This window comes from Pseudomonas sp. AO-1 (assembly GCF_019775695.1).
Classification (GTDB): domain Bacteria; phylum Pseudomonadota; class Gammaproteobacteria; order Pseudomonadales; family Pseudomonadaceae; genus Aquipseudomonas; species Aquipseudomonas parakoreensis.
Window position 1 is genome coordinate 6,571,330 of sequence record NZ_CP079947.1, and the last position, 21,171, is coordinate 6,592,500.

General features: G+C 58.6%; 12 protein-coding genes, 2 tRNA genes and 4 rRNA genes (1 of these 18 only partly in view). 9 read left to right on the plus strand and 9 right to left on the minus strand.

Annotation, left to right across the window (positions count from 1 at the left end; translation table 11 throughout):
* Nucleotides 1–103: 103 nt before the first annotated feature.
* Nucleotides 104–442, plus strand: coding sequence for a tryptophan synthase subunit beta (locus tag KVQ82_RS29930; RefSeq protein ID WP_121182990.1), 339 nt, complete (start codon nt 104–106; stop codon nt 440–442).
* Nucleotides 443–593: 151 nt separating this feature from the next.
* On the opposite strand, the gene lapD is transcribed toward KVQ82_RS29930, so the two are convergent.
* Complete coding sequence (gene lapD / locus KVQ82_RS29935) at nt 594–2,540, minus strand: cyclic di-GMP receptor LapD (RefSeq protein ID WP_222017424.1); 1,947 nt, start codon at nt 2,538–2,540, stop codon at nt 594–596.
* 14 nt (nt 2,541–2,554) lie between these two features.
* Entirely contained in the window at nt 2,555–3,247 is a 693-nt protein-coding gene (gene lapG, locus KVQ82_RS29940) for a cysteine protease LapG (protein WP_007962016.1), read from the minus strand.
* Between the two features lie 196 nt (nt 3,248–3,443).
* On the opposite strand from lapG, the gene KVQ82_RS29945 reads away from it, so the two are divergent.
* The 5 genes from KVQ82_RS29945 to KVQ82_RS29965 all read left to right on the plus strand — a co-directional run bounded on the left by KVQ82_RS29945 (nt 3,444) and on the right by KVQ82_RS29965 (nt 10,521).
* Complete coding sequence (locus KVQ82_RS29945) at nt 3,444–4,154, plus strand: GntR family transcriptional regulator (RefSeq protein ID WP_222017426.1); 711 nt, start codon at nt 3,444–3,446, stop codon at nt 4,152–4,154.
* A 768-nt stretch (nt 4,155–4,922) separates the two neighbouring features.
* Entirely contained in the window at nt 4,923–5,699 is a 777-nt protein-coding gene (locus KVQ82_RS29950) for a DUF3050 domain-containing protein (RefSeq protein WP_222017427.1), read from the plus strand.
* The gene (locus KVQ82_RS29955; RefSeq protein ID WP_222017429.1) at nt 5,696–6,625 is read left to right on the plus strand and encodes a diiron oxygenase; all 930 of its coding nucleotides are present in this window, start codon (nt 5,696–5,698) and stop codon (nt 6,623–6,625) included. Before KVQ82_RS29950 ends, KVQ82_RS29955 begins: the two co-directional genes overlap by 4 nt.
* 13 nt (nt 6,626–6,638) lie before the next feature.
* Nucleotides 6,639–10,031 carry an amino acid adenylation domain-containing protein gene (locus KVQ82_RS29960; protein WP_222017431.1) on the plus strand — a complete coding sequence of 1,131 codons (3,393 nt, stop codon included), beginning with the start codon at nt 6,639–6,641 and terminating at the stop codon, nt 10,029–10,031.
* 22 nt (nt 10,032–10,053) lie between these two features.
* A complete protein-coding gene (locus KVQ82_RS29965; RefSeq protein ID WP_041070893.1) occupies nt 10,054–10,521 on the plus strand; it encodes an SRPBCC family protein in 468 nt (155 codons plus the stop codon).
* A gap of 146 nt (nt 10,522–10,667) precedes the next feature.
* Here the strand turns inward: KVQ82_RS29965 and KVQ82_RS29970 are convergent, their stop codons facing one another.
* Entirely contained in the window at nt 10,668–12,548 is a 1,881-nt protein-coding gene (locus KVQ82_RS29970; RefSeq protein ID WP_108181292.1) for a methyl-accepting chemotaxis protein, read from the minus strand.
* A 311-nt stretch (nt 12,549–12,859) separates the two neighbouring features.
* On the opposite strand from KVQ82_RS29970, the gene KVQ82_RS29975 reads away from it, so the two are divergent.
* From KVQ82_RS29975 to KVQ82_RS29985, 3 genes are all read left to right on the plus strand, one after another.
* On the plus strand, nt 12,860–13,360 hold the full coding sequence (locus KVQ82_RS29975; protein WP_086795007.1) for a sigma-70 family RNA polymerase sigma factor: 501 nt from the start codon (nt 12,860–12,862) through the stop codon (nt 13,358–13,360).
* A complete protein-coding gene (locus KVQ82_RS29980) occupies nt 13,360–14,361 on the plus strand; it encodes a FecR domain-containing protein (RefSeq protein WP_222017432.1) in 1,002 nt (333 codons plus the stop codon). Before KVQ82_RS29975 ends, KVQ82_RS29980 begins: the two co-directional genes overlap by 1 nt.
* Before the next feature lie 87 nt (nt 14,362–14,448).
* Nucleotides 14,449–16,941, plus strand: coding sequence for a TonB-dependent siderophore receptor (locus tag KVQ82_RS29985; protein WP_222017433.1), 2,493 nt, complete (start codon nt 14,449–14,451; stop codon nt 16,939–16,941).
* A 242-nt stretch (nt 16,942–17,183) separates the two neighbouring features.
* On the opposite strand, the gene rrf (KVQ82_RS29990) is transcribed toward KVQ82_RS29985, so the two are convergent.
* The 6 genes from rrf (KVQ82_RS29990) to KVQ82_RS30015 form a co-directional block, all read right to left on the minus strand.
* Nucleotides 17,184–17,299: ribosomal RNA gene (rrf, locus tag KVQ82_RS29990) — 5S ribosomal RNA — on the minus strand.
* A 105-nt stretch (nt 17,300–17,404) separates the two neighbouring features.
* Nucleotides 17,405–17,520 (minus strand): 5S ribosomal RNA (gene rrf / locus KVQ82_RS29995).
* Between the two features lie 154 nt (nt 17,521–17,674).
* Nucleotides 17,675–20,566 (minus strand): 23S ribosomal RNA (locus tag KVQ82_RS30000).
* Between the two features lie 237 nt (nt 20,567–20,803).
* Nucleotides 20,804–20,879, minus strand: a tRNA-Ala gene (locus tag KVQ82_RS30005).
* Between the two features lie 9 nt (nt 20,880–20,888).
* A tRNA-Ile gene (locus KVQ82_RS30010) sits at nt 20,889–20,965 on the minus strand.
* A gap of 124 nt (nt 20,966–21,089) precedes the next feature.
* A 16S ribosomal RNA gene (locus KVQ82_RS30015) occupies nt 21,090–21,171 on the minus strand; it runs 1,455 nt beyond the window's last position.
* Together the 16S, 23S and 5S rRNA genes with 2 tRNA genes alongside form the textbook arrangement of a ribosomal RNA operon.

Genomic DNA, 21,171 nt, shown 5'->3' on the forward strand with positions numbered 1-21,171 from the left:
CGGCTAACTCGGCGGTGACGATTTCGTCGCCAGCCCGCATACTCGCGCGCAGTTGGCCTATGCTGCTGACAGCATGACGCTGGTTCTTTCTGAGGGATGCTCAATGTTTTACGTGCAACGCGATGCGCAGGGTCAGTTGATTCGCGTGGAAGCGGCGGCCTACGCCGAGGCCACGGAAACGCTGCCGGCCGACCACCATGACATCCAGGCCTGGTTCGCCAACGCAGCCGTGGAAAACAGCCTCAAACAGCTCAAGCAGAGCGACTTTGAAATGATTCGGGTACTCGACGACCTGATTCAGGTGCTGACCCAGAAGGGCGTGATCCGCGTCACCGACCTGCCCCCGGCGGCGCAGGCCAAACTGATGGACCGGACCCAGGCGCGTGAGGCGTTGGGCGGGTTGAGCCACCTGATCGATGAAGATGAAGGCGGGCTGATCTGATCCCGAATCTTCGTTGACTGATCTGGCCTCATCGCGGGCAAGCCCGCTCCCACAATGGGATGGGTTACCGCAGTTATGTGAACGACACAAAATCCTGTGGGAGCGGGCTTGCCCGCGATGGCGGCATCACTGACGCCACGCGGACAACGGCTCAGCTCCAGGGCTTGGGCTCACCAAACAACTGCCCCTGCACCCCATACAAACCCATCTCGCGAATCACCGACAATTCCCCTTCGGTCTCGACGCGCTCGGCAATCAGCGGCAGATCAATGCTGTGCGCCGCCCGCTGGATGGCTTCGATGAACAGACGCTTGTCACTTTCCTGATCGATCGCACGAATATAGCTGCCATCGATCTTCAGATACGCCAGCCCCAGCCGCGCCAGGTTGCCGATCATGCTGAAGCGTCCACCAAAGCGCTGCAGGCTCAGGGAGAAACCGAGTTCACGCAGACGCCGGGTCAACTGCTCCAGCACCGCCTGCTCCGGCAGTTGCTCCTCACCGATCTCCAGCGTCAGACGCTCGCCGAGGTCGGAGTGCGCGCGCAGAATCTCGAACACTTTGTTCAATGCCTGTGGATCGGCCAGGGTTGCCGAGGACAGGTTCAGCGCCAGCGAATCCTCGTGCCCTTTCATCTGCTCCAGAACGCGTTCGAGCATCAGGCGGTCGAGTCGTGCGGTCCAGCCAAAACGCTCGAGCCACGGCAGGAAACGTCCGGCGGGAATGGTCTGGCCCTGCTCATCCAGCAAGCGCGAGAGCACTTTGTAATGCAGCACCAGTTGCGTGTCCTGCGCAGCCACCACCGGTTGGAAGTACAACTCGAAGCGCTGCTGATTCAGCGCCTGATCAAGCAATCGATGCCAGGCGTGATGATCGTCGCCAACCTCGGCCACCAGGCTCTGATCGATGCACGCCCAGTTCTGCTCGCCCTGCCCTTCGGCCTGCGCCAGCGCCTGATCACCCAGGGTCAGCACTGCTTGCGGTGAATCGCCGTGGGCAAACGGGGCCAGGCCGATGGAGGCCACGGCCGGCACATCAGTGGCGCCGGTGGCGTGCAGGCTGCTCAGCGCACTGTCGAGGTTCTGCGCCAGTTGCAGCGCCTCTTCACGTACCAGCCCTGGCGCCAGCACGGCGAACTCACCGCCGCGGATGCGCGTCACGAGGTTCTGGGTTTCCGGGTATTTGGCGCATTCGCGGGACAACTGCTCGCCGACGGCTTTCAACAATTCATCCGTGCGCTGACCGCCCAGGCGCTGGTTGAGCCCGGCCAGATCCTTGACCCGCAACAGCAGCAGGTAACCGGAACTGGCCTGCTCCGGGTTGCTCACCCGATTGTGCAGTTGCATCTCGAAATAGCGCCGGTTGGCCAGCCCCGTGAGGTTGTCCTGATAAGACTCGGCGCGCAGTTTTTCGCTGCGCTCGGCCTGTTCCTGGAACAACGCCTTGAGCTTCTCGACCATCTGGTTCATCGCCTGCACCACGCGCCGCAGTTCCGGGGTGCGCGGCAGCTCCGGCAGGCTGAGGAACTCGCGACGGGCGATGGCGTGGGACTGTTTGACCATGTAATCCAGCGGGCGCAATTGCCGGCGCAGCAGCAACGCACCGAGCACCGCACTGACCGCGCCGCACAGCAACAGCCAGCCGAGGCTGCCCAACGCGCTCTGCCACAGCTTGGCCACGGCAAACATCGGGTGGCTGACCACCTCGACCCGCGCGGCCTGCTCCCAGCCACGGCTGACCAAGGCATCGCCACCGGCCGGTTCCAGGCCGATCAGTTTGACGAACCAGTCAGGCACATTGCTCACCGCCGGAATCCCGCTGCGCTCGACGATGGTCTGGTCGGTCTTGAGGTCGACCACACGGATGCTCGCGTAATAACCGCTGTCGAAAATCGAGCTGACCAGCAGCTCGACCATCGCCGGATCGTCGATATTCGGCGTCAGCGACAACGCCAGCGCCGTGGCAGCGTCCTGGGCATGGGAGCGCAGCTGGTTGACGTACTGGGTGCGCGAGCTCTCCAGACTGACCATGAAGCTGCCGGTGAAGGCGACCACCAGGAACAGACAGATAGCGATCAACAGCTGTTTGAACAAAGACATCTGAGCGCGTGCTCCTAGTTAGTCGTTTCGACCGGGAAACCTTCGGCCTGCATTTTCTTCAGCACATCCTGCCAGCGCGACAGGCGTTTGGTGTCACCGACCTTTTTGTTGCCCTTGGCTCCCGGCAGGTACAGACCTTCAGCATTGAAAGAGTAGACCGGCAGCAAATCGGTTCGCTGGGACGCAGGCTGAATCGGATCGATCAGGCTGTCGAGCACCAGCGGCATGGCATCGGGGGTGGCGTAGTAAGTCAGTACCATGTGCGCGCGATTCTGGCGCAGTGCCTTGACGTAGGTGATGCGCAGCTTGTCACTGGAAACCCCGAGATGGCGCAGGCTGAAATACTTTGCGATCGCGTAGTCTTCGCAATCACCGGCGCCTTTCCACAGCGCTTCGATGGGCGTCTCCCAATAATCGACCTGGCCCCACAGATCGATGTCCTCTACATAGCGCACCTGTTTGTTGAAAAACAGGTTCACGACTTTCAGCTTTTCCATCTCGCTGACTTGTTTCTGCGTGGCCAGCAGGTTCTGCCAGGCATCGATCCGCTGCTGCCCGGCGCCCAGCGGCCCGTACAGCGCCGTGGCTTTGCGGCTGATCGCGGAAAAATCCCAATCGGCATGCAGACCGCCCAGCATGACGCCGGCCAGCAGCAGTGCGCAGCCTAGCCAGCGCAAAGTCCGAGGGATCGCGAAACGTACCGCCACAGCAGGTTTCCAGGGGGCAGGAAGGAAAGCGTTTGATGGTGAAGCTTAGCCCGGCAAAAAACAATGGCACCATGAGATCATCGCCAGCGCGCTAAACTTTACTCAGGACAGCAATCCTTTACATGGTTTGACAACCTGTAGAGCAATCACTAGTGTCTTTGGATCCAAATTCCGTCTTGATTCAGGGTGAGTAGTCGTGACACAGAAGCCCAAACCGCTGCACAGCATCAAGGTCGATGGGCCGATTCCTGCACATCTCGCCCGTTCGATCATCGAGGAGACGTTGCGCTCGGCGATCCTTGACGGTCGTTTACCGTGCGGCACCGCCCTGCGTCAGCAGGATCTGGCTGACCTGTTCGGGGTCAGCCGCATGCCGGTGCGCGAGGCTCTGCGTCAGCTGGAGGCCCAGGAGCTGCTGAGCGTCACGACCCACAAAGGCGCTGTGGTTGCCCCGCTGATTCAGGGCGACGCTACCGAAACCTACGAGTTGCGAATCCTGCTCGAATCCGAAGCCATGCGCCAGTCGGTCCCGCTGCTGACCAGCGCCGATCACACGCTTGCCGCCAGTTATATCGAAGCACTAGAGACCCAGCACGACTACAGCGAAATCGGTCGGCTCAATCGCCTGTTCCACATGGCTTTGTACAGCAAGGCGCCGAATCAGCGGTTGCTGCGACTGGTCGAAGGCGGCCTGAATGAAGAAGAGCGCTTTCTGCGTTTCAACCTTGAAGCCATGGGCCTGGGCAAACTGTCCCAGGAAGATCACCGCGCGATGCTCCAGGCCGTGATCGGACGCGATGTCGAACTGTCGGTGAAGCTGCTCACACAACACCTCAACCGTGGCGTCGAGGTGATCACCCGTTACCTCGCCAGCCCTGCCGGACAACACCGCAAGACCGTTCGCTGATCCCCTCCACGCCGGTTTCAGACCCTTGCAGCTGACCGGCGAATAACCCGCTTACAAATCCTCTCTACGGTCTGCCGCAAACCCGGTGGCGGATTCGCCTGTTCGCTCTAACCTCCCAGCGCCCCCATAAGTCCGGTATTGCAGCTCGCCGCGGACGAATCGGTCATAGCCGTCCCGCCAATTTACCCGCACTCTTGAACAGCCAACCCATGAAGAACGGGGACGCACCGCACCGCCGGCGCAGTCCTCGCACCAGGAACCTACGGAAGGAGCCTTGCCACGGGATAAAAGGAAGTTACGGCGCCGTTCCCGGCCAACTTTCGCCCCCTTACACAACTTCAGCCCTTTTATCGAAAAGTTGCTCTGAGTGAGGCATTCACTCTTGTCTTCAATTTTGGCCACTGTTCGCCGAAAGGAGCAACTACGCCCAAGTAAAACTTAATTGATAAGTTTTACCGGATCGACTCATACTTAAAAAACAGCAAACTTAAAATAATTAAAAATAAACTTGTTAAGTTATTTGATGATGTATAAGTTTTTCCTCGCCGAGCAGGTTAAACCCTGCAAACACGGCACGGCTCCGTACTCAGCTGACAGCCTTGACAAATAGTCACCCAGGCACAGCCCAGAGCCTTCCATGCACTTTGCACACTTTCATCTAACTGAATGAGGCCAGCGCTCGCCAATATAAAAGTTTAAAACTCAGCACGTCCGCGCTGACGCACCGAACGAGCAACTCTCTCTATTCCAATAACACCGAGGTTAGCCATGATGCCAACTAAAGAACAACTCGCCCTGATAAAAGCTCAATTGAGCGTTCATCCGATCTTTACTGAAATCGATTCGTTATCGGTACTGCGCCGGTTCATGGAATCCCACGTCTTCGCCGTCTGGGATTTCATGTCGCTGACCAAGCGTCTGCAACAGGAACTGACCTGCACCCGTCTGCCGTGGCTGCCGCCGCGTGATCCGCATGCTGCGCGGCTGATCAACGAGATCGTGCTCGGCGAAGAGTCCGACGACCGTCCCGCTCACGGCCATTACAGCCATTTCGAGCTGTATCTGGACGCAATGCGTGAAGTCGGTGCGAGCACCACGGCGGTCGAACGGTTTGTCGCGTTGCAACAGGAAGGCTTGAGTTACGACGTCGCCCTGCAAAGCGTGGAAGTGGATCCGGCAGCAGCAAAATTTGTTCGCGAGACGCTGAACACCGCGCTGCATGCGCCAGGCCACAGCGTCGCTGCCGCGTTCCTGCATGGTCGCGAGAGCGTCATCCCGACCATGTTCCAGCGCATCCTCGATGACTGGGGGATCGGTATCGAACAGGCGCCGACCTTTCGCTATTACCTGGAGCGCCACATCGAGGTCGATTCCGAAGATCACGGTCCGGCGGCGGAGCAACTGCTTGAGCGTCTGGTCGATGGCGATCCGCAACGCGAAGCCGAGGTCTACGCCAGCGCCATCGCGGCAGTGGAAAGCCGCATTGCCTTGTGGGACGGCCTGCGTCTGAGCATGCGCGAACCGTTGGCGGAGGTGGCCCAATGAACGCCGCCGATTACCAATCCTTCGCCGACGCCTGGGAAAGCCGCGCCACCATCCGCACCCGGCCACGGCGCGTACTGGAAGACGATGAGCGCCTGATCTACCCGCTGAGCCGCCAGCCCCTGGTGCTCAGCGAAACCTTCCTGCGCGAGTGCCCGCAACAACGGGATTTTGCCCTGGTGCAGACGCTGTACAAGTTCATTAACGACGTGGTGATTTTCGAGACCGAGATCGTCGACAAGACCGCGCGCAGTATCGCCAAGAATCGCTTTGCCGTGGCCTTCCCGTTCGCCTGTCGCTACGACGCCATGACCGTGGTGGTGGACGAGGATTACCACGCGCTGGTGGCGATGGACTTCATGCAACAGACCGTGGCGATGACCGGCATCGAGCCGATCGAACTGCCCACTGAAATCGAACTGAGCCGGGCAATTCCTGCCGCCGTGGCACTGGCGCCCGAGCACCTGCGCAGCGCCGTGGAACTGATCTGCGTGGCGATCGCCGAAAACACCGTGACCGGCGATGTCGCAGCGTTCGCCCGGGACGATACGGTCAAGCCGTCGATCAAAGGCCTGATGGCCGATCACTTGCTCGACGAAGGCCGGCACTCCAGCTTCTGGGCGCGCATGGTGCGCATCTATTGGCACACCGCCAGTGACGCCGACCGGGAAACCATCGCGCAGATCCTGCCGGTGTTCATCGGCCATTACCTGACCAACGACATTCAAAAGTCCTTCGATCTGCGCCTGATCGACGCCTTGCCGGTCAACGATGCCGTGCGCCGCTCGCTCAAGGACGAGATGGCCGGGCTGGCCTTCCCGATCAATCGCCATCATCCGCTGGTGGGCAACATCGTGCGTTTTTTCCACAGCAGCTCGCTGCTCGACACGCCCTGCGTGCAGCACGCCCTGCGCGACTATCTGGTTTGATGAGGAGGCTGACATGAGACGTCTCGACATTTTGCTGATTGGCGCCAGCCAGGCCATGACCGACCTGGCGCAGGAACTCGAACAACACGGTCACTCCTTGCTGCGCAGCGGCGCGGCGCAATCGCCGGTGGATCTGATCATCGACGATGGCTTCATCGGCGCCGGCGATTTCTGCGCCATCCCGCACTTGCATCTGCGCCTGGGTATCGCTGCGCAAAGCCTTGGCGGTTTACCGACGCTCGACCTGCTGTGCTTCCTTGGTTCGTCTCTGATCTGCCGCGTGCCGATTGGCGATGAGCCGTCCGGCAACGGTCAGGCTCTGCGCCAGCGGGTGCTGACGCAGGTGGTCGACGAAGTTGCGCTGCTGGTCAGCCGTTTCTCCCGCGATGCCGAGTATTTCCAGCAGGTGATGCCCGCCACGGCAGCAGATTTCGAACAGGTGGAAGACCTGCGGTTTCTCGACAGCCTGGCCTACGTCCATCGCCTTAACGACACGGCCAACCCGATGCTGCTTACGCAGGCGCAGATCCCGTTGATCGAGCGTCTGCAACGCAGCCTGATCGAACACGCCGAGCGACCGGCGCTGCACCTGGCCGAGCAGTCGCTCAGCTATCGCCAGTTACACGCCCACAGCTGTGCGATCCAGCAACGCCTGCTGCCATTGCTCGAGCAACATCCGCAGCCGTGGATCGTAGGTATCTGTCAGCCGAAAAGCCCGGCGCTGTTTGCCTCGATTCTGGCGGTGCTCGGCAGTGGCGCGGTGTACCTGCCGCTGGAGCCGAGCCATCCGTTGCAGCGCCAGCAATACATCCTGCAGAACGCCGGCGCGGTGTTGTTGCTGCACGACGGCGAGCACCCGCTGAGTGAGTCAATGCCCGGTCTGGATGTCAGCTGTATCGACAGCGCGGATGCGGATCCCAGCCAACCGTTGATGCGTCAGCGGCCGACGCTTGAAGCGCCGTGCATGGCGCTCTATACCTCGGGCACCACCGGGCATCCGAAGGGCGTGCTGCTGAGCCAGGCGAACCTCGCGCACTTCACCGCGTGGTACGCCGATTACGTGCAGTTGCGCGCTGAAAGTCGGGTCTTGCAGTTCTCTTCGCTGAGCTTCGATTCTTCGCTGATCGATATCTTCCCGAGCCTGCTGCAAGGCGCCGAACTGGTGGTGCCGGATGACACCCAGCGCCGCGATCCGCTGCAACTGGTGGCGCTGATCCGCCGCCGGCAACTGACCCACGCGTTTCTGCCGCCGGCGCTGCTGAGCATCCTGCCGCTGGAGCAACTGCAAGGCGTCGAGGTCATGACCGGCGGCGACGTCTGCGAGCCCTTCGTCATCGAGCAACTGACCCGTCAGGGCAAGTTGCATAACCTCTACGGCCCCACCGAAGCCACGGTGCTGATCACCGCCCGGCAACTGCAACCGGGTGACAGCAACCGCACCCTCGGGGCGCCGATCGCCAATAGTCAGGTGCTGATTCTCGATGACGACTTGCAACCGGTGCCGGAGAACACTGTCGGCGAATTGTTCATCGTCGGCCCCGGCGTTTGCCTCGGTTATCTGAACAACCCGCAGCAGACCGCCGAGCGCTACCTGACCCTGCAACTGCCGCACGGCCAAACGTTGCGCGCGTACCGCAGCGGCGACATGGCCAAATGGGGCGAGCACGGTATCGAGCTGTGCGGACGGCGCGACAATCAGGTGAAGATCCGTGGTTTCCGGGTCGAGCCGGAGGAGATCGAACGCTGCCTGCGCGAGAGCCAGTTGTACCGTCAGGTGGCGGTGGTGATCGACAGTCAGCGGCGGATTCTGGCGTTCCTTGCGCAGCCGCAGTCGGACGCTGCACGCGATCTATTGAAGGCGCATGCCCAGCAGTTTTTGCCGGACTACATGCAACCGGTGGCGTGGACTGAACTGCCGCACATGCCATTCGCCAGCAACGGCAAGGTCGACCGCAAAGCGTTGCTGGAACTGCCGGTGAGCGTGCAGGACAGCGGCCCGAAATGCCTGCCGGCAAATGCCGACGAAGCGCTGCTGCTGGAGATCTGGGCGGAACTGCTGGAGCTGCCCACCAGCGATATTTCCACCGACGAAAGTTTCTTCAACCTCGGTGGGCATTCGATCCTGCTGTCGCGCATGTTGCTGCGTTTGCGTGAGGAGTTCGGGCGCAGCATCTCGATCAACCGCTTCATCGAATTGCCGACCATCATCAAGCTCGCAACGCTGGTGCGCGGGACCGATGACAGCGCGGTGCTCAGCGCCCAGGCCATGGCCGACGCCGAACGCCCGCTGAACATCGAGCCGTTGCCGATCAGTCGCCTGGGCGATGTGCACAAGGTGATCGTCACCGGCGCCAACAGCTTTGTCGGCGTACACATTGTCGAAGCGCTGCTCGGCTGGGGCGCCAGCGAGGTGGCGTGTCTGGTGCGTGACGGTGGCGGAAAAACGGCGGCGCAGCGCTTTGCCCAGGCGTTGCGCGAGAACCGCCTGGAGCATCTGGACCTGAGCCGGGTGCGGATCTACTCGGCAGACATCACCCGTCCGCAGCTGGGCCTGGCCGACGCCGATTATCAGCGCCTGGATCGCGAGTTCGGCGCACTGGTGCACAACGCCGCCAACGTCAACCATGTGCTCGATTACGAGTCGCTGGCCGCGGATAACGTCGAGCCGATTTTCGAGCTGCTGCGCCTGTGTGAAGGGCGCAACAAAAAGGTCTTCAACTTTGTCTCGACGCTGTCCGCTTCAAGCACTGTCGATAGCGACGGCCGCGTGCTCGAACTGCCCGCCGCGCCAACACCGCCGATCTACATCCGCAATGGCTACAACCTGTCGAAGTGGGTCGGCGAGCGCATCCTTGAACGGGCGCGCGAGCGTGGGGTGTGGGTCAACCTGTATCGCCCCGGCAACATCAGTTTCAACAGCCTGAGCGGCGTCTGCCAACCGCACAAGAACCGTTTGATGCTGATGCTCAAGGGCTCGATCCAACTCGGTCAGGTGCCGGCCTTCGCACTGAATTTCGACCTGATGCCGGTGGACTTTCTCGCCCGTTTCATCGCCTTCCACGCCAGCCGTTATTCGACCGAGCGAGCGGTGTTCAACCTGCACAACCCCGAGCCGCTGAGTTGGGATGCCTACGTCGCTTCGTTCCGCGAAACCGGCAGCGAATTTTCGCTGGTCAGTGTCGCCGACTGGCAACAGCAACTGGGCCGGGTCGACGCCGACAACGCGCTGTTCGGCGTGCTCGGTTTCTACCTCAACGGCTTCGAGGAAGACATCGGCGACATCTCCCTGATCGGCCACGCCAACGCGGAAGCCGGCGTGCAACAAATGGGCGCGCAGTACCCGGAAAAATCCCCGGCGCTGCTGCGTCGCGGCTGCGATTACCTGAAACAGATCAACTTCATCTAGTTCATCAAAAAGGAGCAACACCATGAGCAATCTGCAACCCGACACCTTGATCAAAAACCCGCACGGCTGCCACGTTGTGTCATCGGTGGAAGTGCCGGCGGACGCGGCGCAGGTTTGGGCGGTGGTCGGCAACTTCGCCGGTTTCGACCGGTTTATTCCGGCGCTGTCGCACATCGAAATGACCGGTGAAGGCGTGTCCTCGCTACGCAAGAAGTTCTTCAAGGACGGCAACGTGGTGGTCGAGCAACTCAACTCCCGCGATGAGCAGGCGCGCGCCATGACCTGGACCACGATCTACAACACGCTGGGTGTGGCCAATCTGTGGGCGGCGATGAATGTGGAATCTTTGGGGGCGGGCAAGTCGCGGGCGACCTGGACAATCATTGCCGAACCGGCCAGCGGAGGTGCCGAGGCGCTGCCGGGGTTCAAGGATTTCGTGCAGGGGTTTGCCGATGATGCGATGGGGAATGTGCTGAAGCTGTTTGTCTAAGGCTTCAGATTGGCAGTGATTGCACCGCCGCTATCGCTGGCAAGCCAGCTCCCACAGGTTCCAGGTCGGTCACAGATATTGTGTTCGCCAGAAATCCTGTGGGAGCGGGCTTGCCCGCGATGAACGATAACGCAGTCTGCTAGACGTCAGATCTTGAAGCTGTCGACCAACTGCTTCAACCGATTCGCCTGCTGCGACAACGCATCACAATCCTTCAACGTTTCATTGAGGTTGGCGACGCTCTGCTGGTTCAGCAGGTTGATCTGATTGACGTCGACGTTGAGGGTTTCCACTACCGCCGTCTGCTCTTCGGTTGCTGCGGCCACCGACTGGTTCATGCCGTCGATTTCACCAATGCGCTGGGTCACGCTGACCAGGCGCAGGCCCGCCTGATTGGCCACTTCCACGCTCTCTTCGCTGGACGCCTGACTGGCGTTCATGGTGGTCACCGCTTCACGGGAACCGACCTGCAACGAAGTGATCATCTTGTGGATCTCTTCCGCCGATTCCTGGGTGCGATGCGCGAGGTTACGCACTTCGTCCGCCACCACCGCAAAACCACGTCCGGCTTCACCGGCACGGGCCGCTTCGATGGCCGCGTTGAGCGCCAGCAGGTTGGTCTGCTGCGAGATGCCTTTGATCACATCGAGGATGTGGCCAATGTTGTCGGTGCTGGCATTGAGGGTTTCGATCTGGGTGCACGACAGGCTGATCTTCTGCGACAGCTCGGTCATCGCCTGAATCGTCTGTTCGACCACCTGACGACCGTCATCGGCCTGCTCGCTCGCGCCGCTGGCGTGTTGCGAAGCGTCGGCGGCGTTGCGGGCGATTTCCTGAGTGGCGGCGCCCAACTGGTTGATCGCGGCGGCCACACTGTTGGTGCGGGCGCTTTGTTCGTCGGAACCGATGATCGAAGCGTTGGACGAGGCCATCACCCGTTGCGACAGGTCGTGTACATGACGGGTGGCCGACGACACTTCGGAAATCGACGCGTGAATGCGCTCGACGAACTGGTTGAACGAACTGCCCAGTTCAGCGAACTCATCCTTGCCTTGCACGACCAGACGACGAGTCAGGTCGCCTTCGCCCTGGGCGATGTCCTGCATCGCACGACCCATGGTGGTCAGCGGACGCATCAGAACGTTGATCAGCAGGCTCAGCAGCAGCGCAATCGCAGCGACCGCGACGAACATCGCGATCAACGCCGAAGTGCGGAACTGGCTGAGCGCGGCATAGGCCTTGTCACGATCGATCGACAGGCCGATGTACCAGTCGGCATTCGGCAAGCCGCTGACCGGGGTGAACGACAGGATGCGCTCCTGGCCGTTGAGTACCACGTTCTGGTTGCCCTTCTCGATGCGCACGCCGGCGTTCGGGTAGATGTCCTTGAGGTTCTTCATCACCTGGTCTTTGTCCGGGCTGACGATCACCTGACCGTCACCGCTGACCAGGAATGCGTGACCGAGGCCACCGAAGTCCACCGAATTGATGATCTTCACCAGGGTTTCCAGGCTCAGGTCACCGCCGACCACACCCAGCAATTCGCCATTGTTTTTCACCGGCATGGCGATGGTCACCACCAGACCACCGACCGCCGCCATGTACGGCGGCGTCAGCATGGTTTTGTCGGCAGCGACGGCTTGCTTGTACCAAGGGCGCTGACGCGGGTCGTAGCCGTCCGGCATCTTCGCGTCAGGGCGCTGGGTGAACACACCGTTGGCTTGACCGACGTAGGTGAACTGGAAGTTCGAGGTGAAGGCCGGTTGATCGACCAGCCCCGGGAAGTCGGCGTTCTTGCCCTGATGGGCAACGTTTTGCGCGAGGTTTTCCAGCACCAGAATTCGCCCGCTCATCCAGTTCTGCACGCTGCTGGCGGTCAGATCGCCGGCCTGCTGCACGGACGACTGGAGGTTCTGGCGAATGGTGTTGCGCTGCAGGTAGTCGTTGTAGAGGGTGAACAAAGCGAAAGCCAGGACCACGACGCCCGAGGCGGCCAACAGGATTTTATGGCTGAACTTGAGATTCATTTCATGGGACTTCTTATGCAAAAGTGGGGATGCGTTCCGGGATGCAACATTCCATGTACAGCGCAGGCGGCGTTCTGACGGCCGCTCTACTTTGGTGCACGCATGTCTCACCAGTCTGTCGGCACGCTTCGGAGAAAACTTAGCGCTTTGCAGGAAATGCACGGCATTTCTGCCAGATTCCCGCCGAACGGCGTGCCAGAGCGTTCGTCTGTCATTTTTTGATGACTGTTTTGCAGCGCCGGTTGCAAATTCTGTAGCTCTTGATGACAATGCGACTAATTATCATTTGTGGCGTTCGGGCTGTTGCGTTCATGTCCTCACCTGAGTTTGCAGTGCAGGCGCTTTACAGGAGTCATCACGGCTGGCTCAACGCCTGGCTGCGAGCGCGACTGGGCAATGCCGCGGATGCGGCGGATCTGGCCCAGGACACCTTCGTCCGTCTGCTGCAGCGCAGCGAACGCCTGGAATTGAAAGCACCTCGCGCATTTTTAAGCACCATCGCCCGTGGCCTGGTGATCGACCTCTGGCGTCGTGAAGAAATCGAACGCGCCTATCTCGAAACCATCGCCCACTTGCCCGAAGCCGAAGCCCCAAGCGCCGAAACCCGCGCGCTGGTAATCGAGTTGCTCGAGAGCATCGCGCGCATGCTTGAAGGCCTGCGACCGAAAGTGCGTCAGGCGTTTCTGCTGGCGCAGTGCGAAGGTTTGACCCACAAGCAGATCGCCGCGCAGATGGGTTTGTCACTGCGCTCAGTCGAACGTTACGTCGCCGCTGCGCTGTATCACTGTTACGTGTTGCGGTATGCAAGTTGATGCCTGTGAATAACAACTCAGTCGGGCGTCGCGCCGAGCCGCCGCAACAGGTGGTCAAGCAAGCCATTTACTGGTTGCTGCGGCTGCGCAACAACCATGGCAATGCGCGCCTGAGTCATCAATGCGACGCGTGGCGCGCCGAACATCATGAACATGAACTGGCTTGGCAGCGCGTGCAGTCGCTGCAGGCTGAACTGAGCCATAACCTGCGCGCCGTGCCCGGTGCCCAAGTGGCGTTCCATACGCTGGAAAACAGTGCGCAAGGGCTCGGACGGCGACAAGCCTTGAAGCTGCTGTCTGGCGCGGTGCTGATGGGCTCCGCGGCATGGCTGGCCAAGGACACCTCCGTGTGGCAGCAGTGGCGCGCTGATTACGCTACGGCGACCGGCGAGCGTCGCGGGTTCCAGTTGCCCGACGGCACGCGGATCGAGCTGAACACTGCCAGCGCAGTGGATCTGGATTACACCGCGCAGCAGCGGCTGATCAAACTCAATCGCGGCGAAATCATCGTCACATGCGGCGGTAACGATGAAGGCGCGGCGTTCAATCGGGCGCTACGCGTACAAAGTCGTCACGGCGTTTATGAGCCGACCCACGCCCGCTTCATCCTGCGTCAGGACAGTGATTGCACGCGGCTGAGCGTCACCCACGGCCGTGTGACCATTCATAGCGCTGGCACCTCGGTCGAGGCACTCGCCGGGCAGACCTACCTGATCGATCACCACCAGGTACGCCCGGCGCCGCCACCAGATATGGACGCGGGCGCGTGGGTCGACGGTCTGATCGTCACTCGCAATATGCGCCTGGGCGACTTTCTCAACGAGGTCGGACGTTATCGTCCAGGTTTCGTGACGTGTGCGCAGGCGGTGGCAGATTTGCGCCTGTCCGGCGTATTCCGCCTGGAGGACACCGACAAGCTGTTGACCATTTTGCCGCAGACGTTGCCGGTGCAATTGCGCTACCGCACCCGGTGGTGGGTAATGATTGAGGCAGTGGCCTGAAATTATTTTGGCGGTTTTTTGCGGCAAATCCGGCTTGGTCAGTAAGCACTTCCATTCCGCTTTAGCGACTTGCCACGGAAACCGACAATGACTGTCCGCATCACCTCTCTGCATTTCACTGCCGAATCAGGCCTGTTACGCCACGCCGTTCGCGCCGCCCTGCTCTCCACTGTTCTAGGCACCGGAGTGTTGCCTGCCCTGAGCCTCGCCGCCAATGCCAGTGAAGCGAGCAGCCATCGCTACAACATTGGCGCCGGCCCGTTGGACGACGCGCTGAACCGGTTTGCGCGCGAGGCGGGTATCACTTTGTCGATGACACCCCAGCAAACGCAGGGGCGGCAGTCGCCGGGCGTGCAGGGCGAATATTCAACCGATCAAGCGTTGAGCCATTTGCTGAGTGGCTCGGGGCTGGAAGCGGTCAGCCAGGATGGCAGAAGCTATATTCTGCACTCGGTCAGCGACAGCGATGCATTGGCGCTGCCGGCTACTGATATCAAAGGCTTCGCTCTCGGTAACGCGCTAGGCAGCATGGAGGGCTACAACGCCACCCACAGCCAGATCGCCACCAAGACCAGTACCGCGCTGCTGGAAACTTCGCAAAGCGTATCGGTGGTGACTCGCGAGCAAATGGACGACCAAGGCTCGCAGACCGTCTCCCAGACGATGCGTTATACCCCCGGCGTGCTGACCAACCCTTACGGCGCGACGCATCGCTACGATTACGTGGCGATGCGCGGTTTCAACGACGGTTCGGTGGACAACATCTATCTCGACGGCCTCAAGTCGATGGGTGACAGCGGCACCTACAGCACCATGCAGGTCGATCCGTATTTCCTTGAGCGCGTGGATATTCTCAAAGGCCCATCGTCGGTGTTGTACGGTCGCAGTTCGCCCGGTGGACTGGTGGCGCTGACCAGCAAAAAACCGTTGTACGAGGCCTATCATCAGGTTCAGGCCACGGTCGGTACCCAAGGTCAGCGCGGGGTCGGGTTTGACTTCAGCGGCCCAGTCGATGACGACAAGCGCATTGCCTATCGTCTGACCGGTTTGACGGATCAATCCGACACGCAATTCGACCACAACAAGGAAAAACGCTTCGCTCTCGCCCCGACCCTGAGCATCGATTTCACTGAAGACACTTCGCTGACGCTGCAGGCGTATCTGCAGCACGATCCGGATGGCGGCTACCACGGTGGCGTTCCGGCGGATGGCACGATTCATCAGCGCAACGGCAACCGCATCTCGCCGCACTTCTTCGAGGGCGAGCCGGGAGTTGATGGGTATTCGCGGGATCAGCAGTCTTTTGGCTATCAGTTCGAACATCGCTTCAACGATGTCTTCACGGCGCGGCAGAATTTCCGTTACCTCGACTCCAAAGTGAACATGGATCAGGTCTACGCCTATGGCTGGACGACGCCAACCAGCAACGAACTGAACCGCTATTACACCGGCGGCGATGAGCGTCTGCATGCGTTCATCGTCGACAACATGCTGCAGGCCGAATTCTTCACCGGTGCCACCAAGCACACCGTGTTGATGGGCGCAGATTATCAACGGCGCAAAACCGTGGTCGACTGGACCAGCGGCGGCCTGGCGCCGATCAATGCCTTCGATCCGGTCTATGGCAATTCGGCGATCGACATGTACGGCGAGACCAGTTATCTGCGCCGCCTGGAACAAACCGGCGTATACCTGCAAGACCTGATCGAGATAGACCAGTGGCGCTTCTCACTCGGACTGCGTCAGGACTGGGTCGAGACTTCCGATGAGAACCGTATCGCCGAAGCGGGACGGCCAGTGGGCACCGAAATCAACGACCGCCGCACCAAACTGACCGGCCGCGCTGGCGCCTTGTATCTGTTCGAAAACGGCTTGGCGCCGTACATCAGCTATTCCGAGTCGTTTAACCCGAACTCGTATGCTGACAGCGCCGGCAATCCACTGCCGCCAACCGACGGAACGCAATGGGAAGTCGGCCTGAAGTACCAGCCGCCAGGCACCGATAATCTGTTCACCGCCTCGCTGTTCCATATCGATCAGGAGAACCTGGCGACCAAGCTGCCCCAGGAAAATTTCTACCGTGCTGTCGGCGCCGTGCGTTCGCAAGGTCTGGAACTGGAAGCGCACATGCAGGTGACCGACAACCTGAAAGTGCTCGGTAGCTATACCTTCACCGATATCGAGTATTCGAAGTCGATGGTCAGTACCCTGAGCACGCCGACCGATGTGATCGAAAACAAAGGCAACTCGCCGACTCAGGCACCGCGGCACATGGCATCGTTGTGGGCCGACTACAAGTTCGATAGCGCGGCACTGGATGGCCTGCGTTTGGGCGGTGGTGTGCGTTATGTCGGTTACAGCTGGGCGGATGCGGAAAACACACTGAAGGTGCCGTCTTACACGTTGTTCGACGCATCGATCGGTTATGACCTGGGCAAGGTCGGCTTGAAGGGCGTCGACGTTCGATTGAATGCGAACAACCTGACCAACGAATCTTACGTGGCCTCCTGCGCCAGTCTGAGCTTCTGCTACATGGGCGAAGAGCGCAACGTCGCGGCCACGGTCAGCTACCAGTTCTGAACCTTAGCCTTGTGCATAAAAAAGCCAGCCCCTGATCATTCAGGGGCTGGCTTTTTCGATTTTAAGGGCGTCGTTCAAACGGCCTCAGCTGAGGCGGTGCGATTACCCCATGACAAACCGTTCCGGAAGAAGTAATCGGTTGCGTGGAAGATCAATACGGCTCGCAAAGCGGCCTGATTTTTGAATTCCCTGAAACGGCAAAACCCCCGTCTGCGTTAGCAGACAGGGGTTTTGGAATTTAATCTTGACGATGACCTACTCTCACATGGGGAAACCCCACACTACCATCGGCGATGCATCGTTTCACTTCTGAGTTCGGGATGGGATCAGGTGGTTCCAACGCTCTATGGTCGTCAAGAAATTCTGTATCTGGCCCGTCAACACGGTAACGTGCCAGCAAAATCGGTGACTTCTACTAAAACAAAACCCCAACTGCTTTCGCAATTGGGGTTTCGGAATTTAATCTTGACGATGACCTACTCTCACATGGGGAAACCCCACACTACCATCGGCGATGCATCGTTTCACTTCTGAGTTCGGGATGGGATCAGGTGGTTCCAACGCTCTATGGTCGTCAAGAAATTCGGGTACTGACTCGTGACCGGCTGGCCTCGCTTCAGCAAATCGGGTATGTGATACAGGTGCTTTGTGAGCTGCGCGAACTTTCGGTTCATTGCGTCTTCACACACCGCAATCTGGTCTCTTTCGAGCATTCAGATTGCTTGGGTGTTATATGGTCAAGCCTCACGGGCAATTAGTATTGGTTAGCTCAACGCCTCACAGCGCTTACACACCCAACCTATCAACGTCGTAGTCTTCGACGGCCCTTCAGGGAACTCAAGGTTCCAGTGAGATCTCATCTTGAGGCAAGTTTCCCGCTTAGATGCTTTCAGCGGTTATCTTTCCCGAACATAGCTACCCGGCAATGCCACTGGCGTGACAACCGGAACACCAGAGGTTCGTCCACTCCGGTCCTCTCGTACTAGGAGCAGCCCCTCTCAAATCTCAAACGTCCACGGCAGATAGGGACCGAACTGTCTCACGACGTTCTAAACCCAGCTCGCGTACCACTTTAAATGGCGAACAGCCATACCCTTGGGACCGGCTTCAGCCCCAGGATGTGATGAGCCGACATCGAGGTGCCAAACACCGCCGTCGATATGAACTCTTGGGCGGTATCAGCCTGTTATCCCCGGAGTACCTTTTATCCGTTGAGCGATGGCCCTTCCATACAGAACCACCGGATCACTAAGACCTACTTTCGTACCTGCTCGACGTGTCTGTCTCGCAGTCAAGCGCGCTTTTGCCTTTATACTCTACGACCGATTTCCGACCGGTCTGAGCGCACCTTCGTACTCCTCCGTTACTCTTTAGGAGGAGACCGCCCCAGTCAAACTACCCACCATACACTGTCCTCGATCCGGATAACGGACCTGAGTTAGAACCTCAAAGTTGCCAGGGTGGTATTTCAAGGATGGCTCCACGCGAACTGGCGTCCACGCTTCAAAGCCTCCCACCTATCCTACACAAGCAAATTCAAAGTCCAGTGCAAAGCTATAGTAAAGGTTCACGGGGTCTTTCCGTCTAGCCGCGGATACACTGCATCTTCACAGCGATTTCAATTTCACTGAGTCTCGGGTGGAGACAGCGCCGCCATCGTTACGCCATTCGTGCAGGTCGGAACTTACCCGACAAGGAATTTCGCTACCTTAGGACCGTTATAGTTACGGCCGCCGTTTACCGGGGCTTCGATCAAGAGCTTCGCGTTAGCTAACCCCATCAATTAACCTTCCGGCACCGGGCAGGCGTCACACCCTATACGTCCACTTTCGTGTTTGCAGAGTGCTGTGTTTTTAATAAACAGTCGCAGCGGCCTGGTATCTTCGACCGGCATGAGCTTACGGAGCAAGTCCTTCACCCTCACCGGCGCACCTTCTCCCGAAGTTACGGTGCCATTTTGCCTAGTTCCTTCACCCGAGTTCTCTCAAGCGCCTTGGTATTCTCTACCCAACCACCTGTGTCGGTTTGGGGTACGGTTCCTGGTTATCTGAAGCTTAGAAGCTTTTCTTGGAAGCATGGCATCAACCACTTCGTCACCTGAAAGGTAACTCGTCATCAGCTCTCGGCCTTAAGATCCCGGATTTACCTAAGATCTCAGCCTACCACCTTAAACTTGGACAACCAACGCCAAGCTGGCCTAGCCTTCTCCGTCCCTCCATCGCAATAACCAGAAGTACAGGAATATTAACCTGTTTTCCATCGACTACGCTTTTCAGCCTCGCCTTAGGGACCGACTAACCCTGCGTCGATTAACGTTGCGCAGGAAACCTTGGTCTTTCGGCGTGGGTGTTTTTCACACCCATTGTCGTTACTCATGTCAGCATTCGCACTTCTGATACCTCCAGCAAGCTTCTCAACTCACCTTCACAGGCTTACAGAACGCTCCTCTACCGCATCACTTACGTGATACCCGTAGCTTCGGTGTATGGTTTGAGCCCCGTTACATCTTCCGCGCAGGCCGACTCGACTAGTGAGCTATTACGCTTTCTTTAAAGGGTGGCTGCTTCTAAGCCAACCTCCTAGCTGTCTAAGCCTTCCCACATCGTTTCCCACTTAACCATAACTTTGGGACCTTAGCTGACGGTCTGGGTTGTTTCCCTTTTCACGACGGACGTTAGCACCCGCCGTGTGTCTCCCATGCTCGGCACTTGTAGGTATTCGGAGTTTGCATCGGTTTGGTAAGTCGGGATGACCCCCTAGCCGAAACAGTGCTCTACCCCCTACAGTGATACATGAGGCGCTACCTAAATAGCTTTCGAGGAGAACCAGCTATCTCCGAGCTTGATTAGCCTTTCACTCCGATCCACAGGTCATCCGCTAACTTTTCAACGGTAGTCGGTTCGGTCCTCCAGTCAGTGTTACCTAACCTTCAACCTGCCCATGGATAGATCGCCCGGTTTCGGGTCTATTCCCAGCGACTAGACGCCCTATTAAGACTCGCTTTCGCTACGCCTCCCCTATTCGGTTAAGCTCGCCACTGAAAATAAGTCGCTGACCCATTATACAAAAGGTACGCAGTCACCCAACAAAGTGGGCTCCCACTGCTTGTACGCATACGGTTTCAGGATCTATTTCACTCCCCTCTCCGGGGTTCTTTTCGCCTTTCCCTCACGGTACTAGTTCACTATCGGTCAGTCAGTAGTATTTAGCCTTGGAGGATGGTCCCCCCATATTCAGACAAAGTTTCTCGTGCTCCGTCCTACTCGATTTCATGACTAAGAGACTTTCGCGTACAGGGCTATCACCCACTATGGCCGCACTTTCCAGAGCGTTCCGCTAATCTCAAAGCCACTTAAGGGCTAGTCCCCGTTCGCTCGCCACTACTAAGGGAATCTCGGTTGATTTCTTTTCCTCAGGGTACTTAGATGTTTCAGTTCCCCTGGTTCGCCTCTTGCACCTATGTATTCAGTACAAGATAACCATCTTATGATGGCTGGGTTCCCCCATTCAGACATCTCCGGATCAAAGTCTGTTTGCCGACTCCCCGAAGCTTTTCGCAGGCTACCACGTCTTTCATCGCCTCTGACTGCCAAGGCATCCACCGTATGCGCTTCTTCACTTGACCATATAACCCCAAGCAATCTGGTTATACTGTGAAGACGACATTCGCCGAAAATTCGCAAAACTCTTAAGAGTCACTCACAAATTTTACCTTAGCCTGATCCGTTACCAGTGAAAGTAACGTTCAGTCTATCTTTCTATCACATACCCAAATTTTTAAAGAACGATCTAATCAAAGACTAGAAATCAATATTCGCACTGGAATATTCATTTCTAAGCTCTAACAAGCAGAAGCAGTTAATGGTGGAGCCAAGCGGGATCGAACCGCTGACCTCCTGCGTGCAAGGCAGGCGCTCTCCCAGCTGAGCTATGGCCCCATACAAAATTGGTGGGTCTGGGCAGATTCGAACTGCCGACCTCACCCTTATCAGGGGTGCGCTCTAACCAACTGAGCTACAGACCCAATTTCGAGCGCGTAACTGATTAGCTCAGAGCTATCAGCTTGGAGCTTAAAGCTGCTTCTATCGTCTTCTTCAATGAATCAAGCAATTCGTGTGGGAACTTATGGAGCAGCTGATGTCGTCGATTAAGGAGGTGATCCAGCCGCAGGTTCCCCTACGGCTACCTTGTTACGACTTCACCCCAGTCATGAATCACACCGTGGTAACC

Coding starts and splice junctions, on each gene's coding strand:
- KVQ82_RS29970 (WP_108181292.1), bottom strand. CDS start 12,548: ATGAATCTCAAGTTCAGCCATAAAATCCTGTTGGCCGCCTCGGGCGTC.
- KVQ82_RS29950 (WP_222017427.1), top strand. CDS start 4,923: ATGATGCCAACTAAAGAACAACTCGCCCTGATAAAAGCTCAATTGAGC.
- KVQ82_RS29955 (WP_222017429.1), top strand. CDS start 5,696: ATGAACGCCGCCGATTACCAATCCTTCGCCGACGCCTGGGAAAGCCGC.
- KVQ82_RS29960 (WP_222017431.1), top strand. CDS start 6,639: ATGAGACGTCTCGACATTTTGCTGATTGGCGCCAGCCAGGCCATGACC.
- KVQ82_RS29985 (WP_222017433.1), top strand. CDS start 14,449: ATGACTGTCCGCATCACCTCTCTGCATTTCACTGCCGAATCAGGCCTG.
- lapD (WP_222017424.1), bottom strand. CDS start 2,540: ATGTCTTTGTTCAAACAGCTGTTGATCGCTATCTGTCTGTTCCTGGTG.
- KVQ82_RS29965 (WP_041070893.1), top strand. CDS start 10,054: ATGAGCAATCTGCAACCCGACACCTTGATCAAAAACCCGCACGGCTGC.
- KVQ82_RS29975 (WP_086795007.1), top strand. CDS start 12,860: ATGTCCTCACCTGAGTTTGCAGTGCAGGCGCTTTACAGGAGTCATCAC.
- KVQ82_RS29980 (WP_222017432.1), top strand. CDS start 13,360: ATGCCTGTGAATAACAACTCAGTCGGGCGTCGCGCCGAGCCGCCGCAA.
- KVQ82_RS29930 (WP_121182990.1), top strand. CDS start 104: ATGTTTTACGTGCAACGCGATGCGCAGGGTCAGTTGATTCGCGTGGAA.